Origin of the sequence: Bradyrhizobium sp. (genome assembly GCF_030646015.1) — a bacterium.
Classification (GTDB): Bacteria; Pseudomonadota; Alphaproteobacteria; order Rhizobiales; family Xanthobacteraceae; genus Bradyrhizobium.
Genome location: NZ_JAUSLT010000019.1, coordinates 115,547 through 128,278, shown reverse-complemented (window position 1 = coordinate 128,278; position 12,732 = coordinate 115,547). Strand labels below are relative to the sequence as shown.

13 protein-coding genes are annotated in these 12,732 nt (G+C 64.3%); 5 read left to right on the top strand and 8 right to left on the bottom strand.

Going from position 1 to position 12,732, the window contains the following annotated elements:
• Positions 1-238 precede the first annotated feature (238 nt).
• Complete coding sequence (locus Q7T45_RS02310) at positions 239-967, top strand: CoA transferase subunit A (RefSeq protein WP_304867018.1); 729 nt, start codon at positions 239-241, stop codon at positions 965-967.
• Positions 967-1,617 (top strand): 3-oxoacid CoA-transferase subunit B, encoded by a 651-nt coding sequence (locus tag Q7T45_RS02305; protein ID WP_304867015.1) that lies wholly within the window; start codon positions 967-969, stop codon positions 1,615-1,617. Before Q7T45_RS02310 ends, Q7T45_RS02305 begins: the two co-directional genes overlap by 1 nt.
• A 112-nt stretch (positions 1,618-1,729) precedes the next feature.
• On the opposite strand, the gene Q7T45_RS02300 is transcribed toward Q7T45_RS02305, so the two are convergent.
• From Q7T45_RS02300 to Q7T45_RS02280, 5 genes are all read right to left on the bottom strand, one after another.
• Positions 1,730-3,364, bottom strand: coding sequence for an iron ABC transporter permease (locus Q7T45_RS02300; RefSeq protein ID WP_304867012.1), 1,635 nt, complete (start codon positions 3,362-3,364; stop codon positions 1,730-1,732).
• A 93-nt stretch (positions 3,365-3,457) separates the two neighbouring features.
• A complete protein-coding gene (locus Q7T45_RS02295; protein ID WP_370691193.1) occupies positions 3,458-4,486 on the bottom strand; it encodes a Fe(3+) ABC transporter substrate-binding protein in 1,029 nt (342 codons plus the stop codon).
• A 157-nt stretch (positions 4,487-4,643) separates the two neighbouring features.
• A complete protein-coding gene (locus Q7T45_RS02290; protein WP_304867008.1) occupies positions 4,644-5,546 on the bottom strand; it encodes an SUMF1/EgtB/PvdO family nonheme iron enzyme in 903 nt (300 codons plus the stop codon).
• 126 nt (positions 5,547-5,672) lie between these two features.
• Positions 5,673-6,767, bottom strand: a complete 1,095-nt coding sequence (gene nirK / locus Q7T45_RS02285) for a copper-containing nitrite reductase (RefSeq protein ID WP_304867005.1) — start codon at positions 6,765-6,767, stop codon at positions 5,673-5,675.
• 284 nt (positions 6,768-7,051) lie between these two features.
• Positions 7,052-7,264, bottom strand: coding sequence for a hypothetical protein (locus tag Q7T45_RS02280; RefSeq protein WP_304867001.1), 213 nt, complete (start codon positions 7,262-7,264; stop codon positions 7,052-7,054).
• Between the two features lie 230 nt (positions 7,265-7,494).
• Between Q7T45_RS02280 and hemN the strand changes: the two genes are divergently transcribed.
• Positions 7,495-8,847 (top strand): oxygen-independent coproporphyrinogen III oxidase, encoded by a 1,353-nt coding sequence (hemN, locus tag Q7T45_RS02275; protein ID WP_304866998.1) that lies wholly within the window; start codon positions 7,495-7,497, stop codon positions 8,845-8,847.
• A 28-nt stretch (positions 8,848-8,875) separates the two neighbouring features.
• Here hemN and Q7T45_RS02270 read toward each other — a convergent pair whose 3' ends face one another.
• The gene (locus Q7T45_RS02270) at positions 8,876-9,085 is read right to left on the bottom strand and encodes a hypothetical protein (RefSeq protein ID WP_304866995.1); all 210 of its coding nucleotides are present in this window, start codon (positions 9,083-9,085) and stop codon (positions 8,876-8,878) included.
• Positions 9,086-9,141: 56 nt separating this feature from the next.
• Positions 9,142-9,864 (bottom strand): Crp/Fnr family transcriptional regulator, encoded by a 723-nt coding sequence (locus Q7T45_RS02265; protein WP_304866992.1) that lies wholly within the window; start codon positions 9,862-9,864, stop codon positions 9,142-9,144.
• Positions 9,865-10,075: 211 nt separating this feature from the next.
• On the opposite strand from Q7T45_RS02265, the gene Q7T45_RS02260 reads away from it, so the two are divergent.
• Both Q7T45_RS02260 and Q7T45_RS02255 read left to right on the top strand, forming a co-directional pair.
• Positions 10,076-11,266 carry an NnrS family protein gene (locus Q7T45_RS02260; protein ID WP_304867152.1) on the top strand — a complete coding sequence of 397 codons (1,191 nt, stop codon included), beginning with the start codon at positions 10,076-10,078 and terminating at the stop codon, positions 11,264-11,266.
• A gap of 126 nt (positions 11,267-11,392) precedes the next feature.
• Positions 11,393-11,878 (top strand): Crp/Fnr family transcriptional regulator, encoded by a 486-nt coding sequence (locus Q7T45_RS02255; protein ID WP_304866989.1) that lies wholly within the window; start codon positions 11,393-11,395, stop codon positions 11,876-11,878.
• Here Q7T45_RS02255 and Q7T45_RS02250 read toward each other — a convergent pair.
• Entirely contained in the window at positions 11,817-12,644 is an 828-nt protein-coding gene (locus Q7T45_RS02250) for a metallophosphoesterase (protein ID WP_304866986.1), read from the bottom strand. The genes Q7T45_RS02255 and Q7T45_RS02250 overlap by 62 nt on opposite strands.
• Positions 12,645-12,732 lie beyond the last annotated feature (88 nt).

The following is a 12,732-nucleotide window of genomic DNA, read 5'->3' as shown; positions in this document are numbered from 1 at the left end:
CAGCGCGGCGGGTGGGGGCTGTCTCCGCGAGTCCCGTTGCCGCGCCCCAACCCCAAACCTCCCCCGCAAGCTCGGGAGAGGGGGCGCATTTTCATGTCGGAAAAGCGCATTCCGACCTCCGGCAAGCGCAATTGCCCCGTCATTGACGCATTGCGAAGAATTCGCCTAATAATCCCGGTCAATGCGGGCCGCCAGTGCCCAGGCCGCCAGCGCCCTTCCTCCCATCAGGTCGTATTCCATGAACAAGGTCTACCCCGACGCCAAATCGGCACTCGAAGGCATTCTAAGGGACGGCATGATGATCATGTCCGGCGGCTTCGGCCTGTGCGGCATCGCCGAGACCCTGTCGGACGCGATCCGCGACTCCGGCGTCAAGAACCTGACCGTGGTCTCCAACAATGCCGGCGTCGACGGCATCGGATTGAGCCGGCTGCTCGAAACCCGGCAGATCAGGAAGATGATCTCGTCCTATGTCGGCGAGAACAAGCTGTTCGCCCAGCAGTACCTCGCCGGCGAGCTGGAACTCGAATTCGCGCCGCAGGGCACGCTGGCCGAGCGCATCCGCGCCGGCGGCGCCGGCATTCCGGCGTTCTACACCAAGACCGGCGTCGGCACCCTGATCGCCGAAGGCAAGGAAGTGAAGGAATTCGACGGCGAGAAGTATCTGATGGAGCGCGGGCTGTTCGCCGACGTCGCCATCGTTCATGCCTGGAAAGGCGATACCGCCGGCAACCTCGTGTACCGCAAGACCGCGCGCAACTTCAATCCGATGATGGCGACCGCGGCGAAAATCACCGTGGCCGAGGTCGAGCATCTGTTGCCCGCCGGCCAGATCGACCCCGACCATATCCATACGCCCGGCATCTTCGTGCAGCGTATCATTCAGGTGGGAACCGGCCTGAAACGCATCGAGCAGCGCACCACGCGCAAGCGTGAAGCCGCCGCCGCAACCGGAGAGGAAGTCTGATGGCCTGGACCCGCGAACAGATGGCTGCCCGCGCCGCCAAGGAACTGCGCGACGGCTTCTACGTCAACCTCGGCATCGGCATTCCGACGCTGGTTTCGAACTACATCCCGGCCGGCGTCGACGTCAGCCTGCAGAGCGAGAACGGCATGCTCGGCATGGGGCCGTTTCCCTATGAGGGCGAGGAAGATCCCGATCTGATCAACGCCGGCAAGCAGACCGTCACCGAACTGCCCGACACCAGCTATTTCTCGTCGGCCGATTCCTTCGGCATGGTGCGCGGCGGCCATATCGATCTGTCGATCCTCGGCGCCATGCAGGTGGCGCAGAACGGCGACCTCGCCAACTGGATGATCCCCGGCAAGATGGTCAAGGGCATGGGCGGCGCGATGGACCTGGTCGCCGGCGTCAAGCGCGTCGTGGTGGTGATGGAACATTCCGCCAAGGACGGCCCGAAACTGCTGAAGACCTGCAACCTGCCGCTGACCGGCGAGAAGGTGGTCGACATGGTGGTGACGGATCTCGCGGTCTTCACCATCGACAAGCACGGCAAGGACGGCATGGCGCTGATCGAACTCGCCGACGGCGTCACGCTCGACGAAGTGAAGGCGAAGACCGAAGCCGAATTCCGGGTCGCGCTGAAGAACGCGTGAAATACGTAGGGTGGGCAAAGGCGCGTCTTCGCGCCGTGCCCACCATCTATCCTCGATCATCATCCTAATGGTGGGCACGGCGTAAGAACGCCTTTGCCCACCCTACAGACTTTTACGCCGGCCCGCTCGGCATGTCCGAAAAACGCGTCAGCCAGGCCACCGGGCCGATGCTGGCGGCGACGATCAGCAAGGCGGCCAGCGCGCCGTCTTCGAAACTGCCGCGGCTGGCGAACTGGTAGATCGAGGTCGCCAGCGTGTCGACGTTGAGCGGCCGCAGCAGCAGCGTCGCCGGCAATTCCTTCAGGCAATCCACGAACACGATGATGACGGCGCCCAGCATCGCCGGCCGCAGCAGCGGCAGATGGATTTTCCGCAACGTCGTCGCCTGTCCCGCGCCGGCGGCGCGCGCGCTGTCGTCATAATCGCGTGGAATCCGCTCGAACCCGGCCTTGATCATCCCGGTCGGCACCGCCAGAAACCGGATCACATAGGCGATCACAACGGCAGCGCCCGAGCCGATCAGGATCAGTCCCGGCAATGAGCGTCCCAGCCAGCCGGCCACCGCATTCAACCCGTTGTCGATCGCCAGCACCGGCGTCAGCAGGCCGAGCGCCAGCACCAGGCCGGGCAGCGCGTAGCCGGTCTGCGAGATGTTCATGGCGATGAACCGCACCGGATTGGGCCGCCAGCGCCAGGCCAGAATGGTGGCAAAGCCGAGCGTGAGCGCGATCAGCGTGGCGAGGGTTGCGAACGCAATCGAATTGAAGGCGTCGCGCCCCAGCGTCATGTCGAAATTCGTCAGTAGCCCGCGGCCGAAACTCTGCTGCAGCAGGAACAGCACCGGCACGACGAAGCCGAGCAACACCGGCAACAGGCACGCCGCGAAGGCGGCTCCGCCCCTGATGCCGTTCAGCCGGGTGCGCGGCGTCAGCCGCGGACTTTCGGCGGAAAACTCCGCATCGGTATTGCGGCGGCCATAGCGCTCGATCGCGATCAGGCCGGCGACGATCGCCAGCATGAAGCAGGCAAGCTGCGCGGCGCCGGCGAGGCTGCCGCGATTGAGCCAGGTGGTGAAGATCGACACCGTCAGGGTACGGACGCCGAGATATTCGCTGGCGCCGATGTCGTTGAGGGTTTCCAGCGATACCAGCGCCACGCCCACCGCCAGCGCCGGCCGCGCCATCGGCAGCGAGACGCGCCAGAACACGGTCCAGCGTTTGGCGCCGAGGGTTCTGGCAGCCTCTGCGAATTCGGCGCTCTGGAACTGGAACATGGTCCGCGCCGAAAGATAGACGTAAGGGTAGAGCACGAGGCCGATGACGACGATCGCGCCCGGCATCGAGCGCAAATTGGGAAGCGCGCCGACCAGGTCGCGCAGCGGAAACCAGATCGCCAGCGTGCGGTGGACCAGCCCCAGCGGCTCGAACAAATCGGCGTAGACGTAGGCGGCGAGATAAGTCGGAATCGCCAGCGGCAGCGGCATCAGCCACACCAGCAACGCGCGACCGCGAAAATCATGCAGCGAGATCAGCCACGCGGTGCCGGCGCCGATCGAGAGCGCCAGGGCGCCGACGCCGCCCAGCAGCAGCGCGGTATCGAGCATGGCCCGCGGCAACACGTAGGCCATCAGATCCTGCCACAGATCCGGCGCAGGATGCATCGCCAGCGAGATAATCGAGATCACGGGTGCGGCGACCAGGATCGCGGTCGCCACCGCGACAGCCGCCGCGACCCGTCCTGTGGGCATGGCGCGGTTCACGCCGGGCCGCTGGTCACGCAAGCATGCGACCGCTTCCCTCCGCGCTGAGGCGAGGGGGAAGCAGGCCGCAATCGGGAGAGCTCAATTGTCAAAACCGACCTTGTCCACCAGCGTCGAGGCTGCTTTGCGGTTGGCGGCGATCTTCGCGATCGGCAGCGAATCGGCGTTGAGCTTGCCGTAGCCCGCGATGGTCGGATTGACGGCGACGCCGGCGCGGACCGGGTACTCGTAGTTCTGGTCGGCATACATCTGCTGCGCCTTCTCGCCGGCGAGCCATTCGATCAGCTTGATGCCGTTGGCGCGGTGGGGAGCGTGTTTGGCCAGCAGCACGCCGGAAAGATTGACGTGGGTGCCGCCGCCCTCGAAGGTCGGCAGCACGACGCGGGTCGCTTCCGCCCACGGCTTCTTGTCGGGATCCTTGTTCATCATCAGCGCCCAGTAATAGGTGTTGCCGATGCCGATATCGCATTTACCGGCGGCGACGTCACGCGCGGCTTCGCGATCTCCGCCCGAGGGCTTTTGCGCGAGATTGGCTTTCAAGCCGCGCAGCCATTCCTCGGCCTTGGCTTCGCCGTGCCGGGCGACATAGGCCGCGAACAGCCCGTTGTTGTAGATGTGCTGGCCGGAGCGGATGCAGATCTTGCCCTTCCACTTGGGACCGGCCAGTTCTTCATAGGTGATGGCATCCTGCTTGACGCGGTCCTTCGAGGCATAGATCACGCGCGCGCGCATCGAAATGCCGGCCCAGTGACCGTCGGGATCGCGATACTGCGCCGGCACGATCTTGTCGATCGCCTCCGACTTGATCGGCTGCGTCACCCCGGCCTGCACGGCTTCGTCGATGCGGCCGATATCGACCGTCAGCAGCACGTCGGCGGGGCTGTTGGCGCCCTCGGCCTTGATGCGCTGCTCGAGTCCGGAACTGGCCGACACGATGTTGACCTTGACGCCGGTATCGGCGGTGAAGGCGTCGAACAGCGGCTGGATCAGCTTGGTTTCGCGGTAAGTATAGACGTTGACCTCACCATTGTCGGCGGATGCCGTCGTGACACCGGACGAGGCCAGACAAAGCAACGCTGCGGTTGCGGTGAAGACGCGAAAATTCATCATGAGAACTGCTCCGGCGGCGACGATGGCGATGCCGGTTTCAAGTAGCGCAGCAGGTGCGGTGCTGTCCGCGACTCGATGCCGCGAAAGTGCTGATTTAGAGGGATTCCACGCTTTGATTTAGAAGCGTTCCAAAGTGTGCCTTCATCTGCCAGCAAAACTACGACCGCGCGATCGACAGTGCCTTGCTGAGTCCGGAGGCAAGCTCGCTCACCCAGGACCTGTGCTCGCGCACCAGCCTGAAGCCGAGATTATCAGGGGGAACCCCGGCCGCGCAGCCGCCGGCGCGGGCATCGCGGATGAAATCGGTGATGTAGGTGCGGTGCTGGCCTTCGGCGACGCGAACGCCGCAATTCGAGTTCTTCGAAATCGTCCGGCCGTTTTCGTCAAGCTTGGAACGGACAAAACAGGTGCTGGTCCATTCCCAGACATTGCCTGACATGTCGTAGAGGCCGTTCTCGTTGACGCCGAAATGCCCTGATGGCTGCGGCTCGATGTCGGTCCCGGACTCCCGGTTCGACTCGCGCTCGTAACGGGCCAGCCAGCGTTTGGAAGGATCGTTGTCGTCGACCGGCAGGCTGTCGTCCTTGTAATGGCTGCCGGCGGCATAGGCCCATTCCTCGTCGGTCGGCAGCCGATATTGCTCGCCGGTGGTGCGCGAGAGCCAGGCCGCATAGGCGTCGGCATCGTGCCAGCTGATCTGCACGGCGGGACGGTCGGCGACAGGCTTGACGCCCGGGCTCAGCGCGCGGCAGCCGGCCGCATCGACGCAGCGCTGGTAGTCGGCGGCCGAGACCTGATGCTTCATGATCGACAGCGGCCGGGTGAAACGCACCGACGTCAAGGGGGCTTCGATCTGTCTGTTGGAGCGGGTGAAGTCGCCGGCAACCCGATAGGACACGGTGCCGGGCTGGAGTTCGACCAAAGCGGGCGGATGGCCAGGGATCTGGTCGGGCGCTGCGGCGCCATTGAACAGCGGCGCCACCGCCAGCGGTCCGGTGAGGCCGGCCACACAGGCCAAGGTCAGCTTTAACGCTAGCTTGAGTTTGAATGCGATCAGCATGGCCGTCTCGCGTCGTCGGGAGGAGGGTGCCGGCGTCATGCCGGCACCGCTGTTTCGTCAGTTGGTCCCCTGGTGTGACTCCCAGTTTGTCTCCTAGTTGGTCTTGGGGGCCGGAATCTCCGCCGGCTAGTTGGTCTTGGGGGCCGGAATCTCCGCCGGCGCCTTGACCTGGGTCATCAGATCGTCGTTCCACTTGCCTTCGACCTTGAAGTGCGCGGTGGCGCCGAGCTCGACGGCCTCGATCAGGTTGTGCGTGACATAGGCGTAGATGCCGGGCTGCAGGAACTTGTACATCGCCGCTCCCGCCGAGCCGCCGCGAATGAACCAGGTCTCGAGGCCGGTCTCCGGCGCGTTGGAGAACTTGCCGGTCTCCCAGACATAGTCGCCGTGGCCGCCGATCAGATGCGGACGGCTGTCGCGGTTGGCCTGCGAATGCACGATCAGCACGTTCTCGCCGACATTGGCGGTCAGCGCATTCTTGCCGGTCAGCGCCCCGGCCTTGCCGTTGAACACGACATGGGTCGGCGTCAGCTTGCGCATCACCTCGACGGTATCGTTGTAGGACTCGCCGGCGGACTCGTAGGACTTGAAGTTGCCCTTCTCGTCGCGCGGCACGTACATGTCCTGCTCGCCGATATAGTAGACCTTGTCGTATTTGAGCGCCTTGCCCTTGCCGTCGTTCAGGCCGTCGCGCGGCAGCACCATGACGGCGCCGTTCATGCCGGAAACGACATGCCAGGGAATCATCGGCCCGCCCGGGGCGCAGTGATAGACGAAGGCGCCGGTGCGCGTCGCCTTCCAGCGCAGCACCACCTGTTCGCCGGGATTGACCATGGTGAGTTCGCCGCCGCCGAGCGCGCCGGTCGCCGAATGGAAATCGATGTTGTGCGCCATCGAGTTGGTGTCGGGATTGACCAGCGTCAGTTCGACGTAGTCGCCCTCATGCACCACCATCAGCGGTCCTGGCATCGAGCCGTTGAAGGTCATGGCGTGGAACGTGGTGCCCTTGTCGTCGATCACCACCTTCTTCTCCTCGATCCGGAGCGTGAACTCCATGATCTTGGGACCCTGCCTGGTGGCCTGCTCGTGCGCATGCACGAAGGGCGGAGCGACCAGCTCGACCTTCTGTCGGGGCAGCTTGAGGTCCTGGGAAAGCGCTGGTGTCGCCAGCATGAGGACTGCGGCGGCGGCACTGAACATGGCGGCTCTGCGGGTCAACATCGGATCGTTCCTTCATCTGAAGTTTTCTACCGACGCCAATCTAGGCCTTTCACGACAAGGCTCTTTGCGCTGCAACAACGATCGGATGAACTGCACGACCCCTACGCAATGCTACGTAGGTCACCGATGAGAATCGGTGACACGAGGTTAACCGTGGCGATCGCGGAACGGTGACAACGCCTGACGATGCCGGCCATCGCCGGCCCGGCATGGGGATGAAGTGAAGGAGCTTTCGTCGGCGTCGGTGACCGTCGCCGCGCCGACGCCAAAGCGCTGGCGGCCGGTTACAGCAGCTTGATGGCGAGCCAGACGGCCAGCCACAGCACCAGCGACAGCAACGCGACCATGCCGACGAAGACGGCGAGGGCGCGCATCAGCGCGCCGGCGCTGGCGCCAACCGACGATCGCCCCGCGACGGGGCTGAACTCGCCGCTTTGCGGGATATGCCCGCGTATTCCGACAATCCAGATGAAGGCGTCCAGCACGTACAGGCTCATGGCCTCGGCTCCGATTCATCGTTCGATGCGCGACCATCGCCCGGAACGACGAATCATTCTTTGCGCGCGCGCAAGGATTCGCTCAATCCGGACTTGTACGGAATCGCCGCATTTCGGTGCCGGGTTTGAGCGAGCGCAAGGTCGCCCTCCGTCGGGCGGGTTAGCTGGAGGAAATCGGGGCGCAGAAGCCCCGATCGACCATGGTTCAGCCATTCGAGGACGGGTACCAGATGAGGCCAGATCTTGCCGCGTGCTACGGCCAGGAGCGATTGCCCCGATACACCAGCTATCCGACGGCGCCGCATTTTGCCGCCGCGATCGGTCCCGGCCAATACGCCGAATGGCTGAAGGCCATTCCACAGCACGCCACCACCTCGCTTTATCTGCATGTGCCGTTCTGCCGGGCGATGTGCTGGTATTGCGGCTGCAACACCTCGGTGGTCCGCCGGGAAGACCCGGTCGCGGTCTATGCCTCGGCGCTGCGCTGTGAAATCGAGCTGGTGTCGCGCCAGATCGATCGCCGCATCAAGGTCGAGCACATTCATTTCGGCGGCGGCACGCCGACCATCATGGCGCCAGAGACTTTCGTGGATCTGATGGGCGCGGTCAGGCAATCCTTCTTCGTGCCGCCCTCGGCCGAGATCGCCATCGAGATCGACCCGCGCACGCTGACCGGCCAGATGATCCACGCGCTGGCCTTCGGCGGCGTCAACCGCGCCAGCCTCGGCGTGCAGAGCTTCGATCCCGTGGTTCAGCGCGCCATCAACCGGGTGCAGGGTTTCGAGGAGACCGCCGCGGCGACCACAGGTCTGCGGCGGGCCGGCATATCCGGCATCAATTTCGACCTGATCTACGGACTGCCGCACCAGACCGTGGCGTCGTGCCTCGACACCGTCAGCCGCTGCGTCGAGCTTCGCCCCGACCGGTTCTCGGTGTTCGGCTACGCCCACGTCCCGAGCTTCAAGAAGCATCAGCGCAAGATCGACGAGGCGGCGCTGCCCGACAGCCTGGAACGGCTTCGGCAGTCCGAAGCGATCGCCGGCGCATTGAAACAGGCGGGATACATCCAGATCGGGCTCGATCACTTCGCGCTGCCCGATGACGCGATGGCGGTGGCGTTCCGGGAGGGCAGGCTGCGGCGGAATTTTCAGGGCTACACCACCGACGAGAGCAATGTCCTGCTCGGCTTCGGCGCCAGCGCCATCGGTCGTCTGCCGCAGGGCTATGTGCAGAACGAAGTCGGCACCCGCGCCTATGAGCAGGCCATCGCCAGTGGCTCGCTGGCAACCGTCAAGGGCTATGCCCTGACCGACGACGACCGGCTGCGTGCCGAGATCATCGAGCGCATCATGTGTGACTTCGGCGTCGATCTCGATCCGGTCTGCGCGCGGCACGGGTTGTCGGCGGAAACCATGCTGAAGTCGTCGTCCCGGCTGCAGGACCTGATTTCCGACGGCATCGTCGAACTCGACGGCACGTCGCTCGCCGTCGCGGATGATTCGCGCTTTCTGGTCCGCAGCGTGGCGGCGGCCTTCGACGCCCATCTCGATGGATCGAAGCAGCTGCACAGCCGGGCGGTTTGACGCTTACGGCCGGGCGGGGCGATCAGCTTCAAGAGATTTTCGACTTGAGACGAAGATCCTTCAATGCCGCATCTGAAATTTTCAGATCCTCGGGCGTGTGAATGCTTTGGCCAGACTCATGACGATACCATCCCGGCATGTCGATTGTGGTTGATTGTCCCTTGTATGAAATTTCCATGGGACGCGTATCGCGCGCCATGGGTTTTCCGGTTTCCGGGCAGTCGGGAGTTTTGGACATTTATTATTTCTCCTTGAAAGACAGGAGGGTGCTATTGCACAATCTAGGATTGCTGCTTACGGCCGCTCCAGCGGTCCGTCTTCGCCTGATGTCGCTTCGGCCAGCACGAACAGCTTGTGCGGCTCGCGCAGCACGATGCGTTGCCGGCCGCCCTCGATCAGCCCGCGGCTCTCCCAGCCCGAGAGGATACGGCTCACCGTGTGCAGCGTGGTGCCGGTCATCTGGGCGATGTCCTGGCGGCTGATCGGAAAATCGATTTCTATGCCGTGCTCGACCTTGCGGCCGGATTGCTTGGCGAGCCGCAACAGGGCGTGGGCGACACGCCGTTCGACCTGCTGGGTCGACATTTCGACGACGCGGGTATGGGTTTCCTGCAGCCGGCTGCCGATGGTCTGCAGCGTGTTGGTCGCCAATGCGGGAAATTTCGCCACCAGGCGTGGCCACGTCGCCGATGGCCAGGCCAGCACGACACTGTCGTCGACGGCGGTCGCGGTGGCGGGATAGCGCGGCAGCCCGATCGCCATCGCGACGCCAAAAGTCTCGCCGGGCGCGACATAGCGCACCACGACCTGTTCTCCCCCCGGCGTGGTCTTGGTGGCGCGCACATGGCCGTGCAGCAGCACGAAGAAGGAGTGCGCGTCCTGGCCCTCCTCGAATACCGGGCTGTTCCTTGCAAACCGCACCGAGCGGGCTTCGCGCAGAATATCACTGAGTTCCTCGGTGCCGAATCCCGCAAACAGCGGCAGATGGGCAACCAGCGAGGGGTCGATAGTGGCCATGGTTCCTCCGTCGCATCAGCGACTTGGATGGAATCTAGACTGCGATTGTGGCTCCCGATCAAGCGGAACTTTGCGTTGGCGCAACAACGACGCGCGGCCTTCCCCTTAAATAGTTTTCAACAACGGCCCCTCGAGGGACGAATTGATCGATGGAGCACACCATGCACAAGGCAATGGGACCGGCTGACTCAAGCCGCATGGAGCGGTCATGATGGCGGTTTCGCGCCCGCGCTCATATCAGGGCTGGGCGCTGCTCGGGGCCGGCTTCCGGCCGTTCTTCCTGCTCGGCTCGGTTTATGCCGGGCTCGCCATTCTGGTATGGCTGCCGGTGTTCCATGGCGAGATCACGCTGCTCTCCGCGTTCGCGCCGCGCGACTGGCACGTCCATGAGATGCTGTACGGTTATTTGCCGGCCGTGATCACCGGCTTTCTGTTCACGGCGATCCCGAACTGGACCGGGCGGCTGCCGATCCAGGGCACGCCGCTGCTGGCGCTGGTCGTGGTCTGGATCGCGGGACGGCTTGCCGTGACGTTGTCGGCCGAAACCGGCTGGCTGACGGCGATGCTGGTCGATGCGAGCTTTCTCGCGCTGGTCGCCGCCGCCGCAACCCGCGAGATCGTGGCCGGCCGCAACTGGAAGAATCTCAACGTGGTCATCCTGGTGCTGCTGCTGCTGGCGGGCAACCTCGCGTTTCACCTCGAGGCGCATTTCAACGGGCTTGCCGAGACCGGCATCCGGATCGGCATCGCCGTGGTGGTGCTGCTGATCTCGCTGATCGGCGGCCGCATCATTCCGAGTTTTACCCGCAACTGGCTGGTGCGCGAAAATCCCGGCCGGCTGCCGGCGCCGTTCAACCGCTTCGATATCATCGTCGTTGCCATCACCGCGTTGACGCTGGTGGGCTGGATCGTCAGTTCCGGGAGCCCGCTCACCGGCGCAGCGCTGGCATTGACCGGTCTGCTGCATCTGGTGCGCCTGGCGCGCTGGGCGGGCGATCGCACTTTCCGCGAGCGGCTGTTGCTGATCCTGCATGTCGGCTACGCCTTCGTGCCAGCAGGCTTCCTGCTCAATGCCGCCTCGGCGTTCGGCCTCGTGGCACCGGGCGCCGGTGTTCATGCCTGGATGGCGGGTGCTGCGGGCACCATGACGCTGGCGGTGATGAGCCGCGCCACGCTCGGCCATACCGGCCAGCCCCTCACCGCCTCGCGCGCCACCCAGGCGATCTATCTTGCCATCATCGTGGCGGCGCTGGCGCGGGTCTGCGCGGTGATCGAACCCAGTCACAGCGAGCCGCTGCTGTATGTGGCCGCGTTCGCCTGGACCGCCGCTTTCTTCGGATTCGCGATCGTGTTCGGACCGCTGCTGGCCGGCGTCGATCGCAGGCGGAAGACGGTCGCCTGAAGCTTCAGACAGCGGTTTAGTGCTGACAATTCGGGCAAATCGGCTGCATTATCCGTTCGACGGCGGGGGTGGTCCTGCCTAATCTTGCGCTCGGGACGTTGAAGTGGGCGCCTTGGGGTGTGTCGGATGCGTGAAATTCTCGAATATTGCATCGGCGGCATCAGGCAAAACGTGTCGGCCGGCAGCCTCGTCGTGCAAGAGGGCGGCAGGACCGGCCATCTCTATGTCCTGATCGAGGGACGGCTCGAAGTCATCAAGGGCGACACTGTGGTTGCCGCCATCACCGAACCGGGCGCGGTGCTCGGCGAAATGTCGGTGCTGCTCGATCAGCCCCACACCGCGACCGTGCGCACGGCGGCGGACTCGGTGATTTACGAGATCAACGATGCCGCCTCGTTCCTGCGTCAGCAGCCCGGCGTGGCGCTGCTGATCGCCCGCATGCTGGCGCAGCGGCTCAATGCCGCCAACACCTATCTCGCCGACATCAAGCGGCAATATGCCGGCCACGGCACCCATTTGGCGATGGTCGGCGATCTCCTGCAAAGCATGATCAACCAGTCGCCGACGCAGGTCTCGCCAGGCTCGGATCGGAAATCCGACCCAAGGATGTGAGCCAGGCCGGCGGATCTTCAATCCGCGCTCCCGGCCGCTGCAGCGGCGCGTTGAGGTCGATGCATTGCCCTTCGCCGGCCGCCAGCCAGAAGGCCGTCCCGTCATCGATGTCGAGCACAATATGCGTTGGCGGACGGCCCGGCTGCAAGCCGGTATTGAACACCCAGGTGGCGCCGAGCCGGTCGAACCACGAGCCTTCGGGAATGAACGGCGATTGATGCACATGGCCGCAGATCACCATCGACGGCTGCCAGGTCTTGATCCATTGCACCAGTTCGACGTCGCCGAAGAAGCGCTTGCCGCCCCAGCTGACCGGTGAATCCGCCGGCGGCGCGTGATGCACCCAGATCCATCGTTTCAGGCGGTCTGCGGCCGCCGCGCGCAACTGGTCGTCGATCCCTTGCCGGACCAGCGGTCCATCCCACCACGGACACACCGTGAAGAGGGTGTCGCCGATCACGAGGCTGTCGCCATCGCAGGCAATGCCGAGTTCGCGGACGTCGCCGATCCATCGCGAGATTTTTTCACCCTCCGGGCTGCGCGCGTCGAGATCGTGATTGCCGGAACACAGGATCACTTTCGTGATGCCGGACAACAGCTCCAGGTACTTCTTCACGACGACGATCTGGGCGCGGAAATCCACCAGCGACCCGACGTCCAGCGCATCGCCGGCGAAGATCACCAGGTCGAAATTCGGCGCGGCGCTGAGCAGCCAGTCGAATTGCGGCAGCGAGTAATGCAGATCGGCCACGACAAGGCAGCGCATATCGGTTTGGTCCAAATGCTTAAAGATTGAGCGAAACAGCCGCGTCTGTATTCAAACAGCAAGGACCGAGCAAAAATTGTGCCGTGTC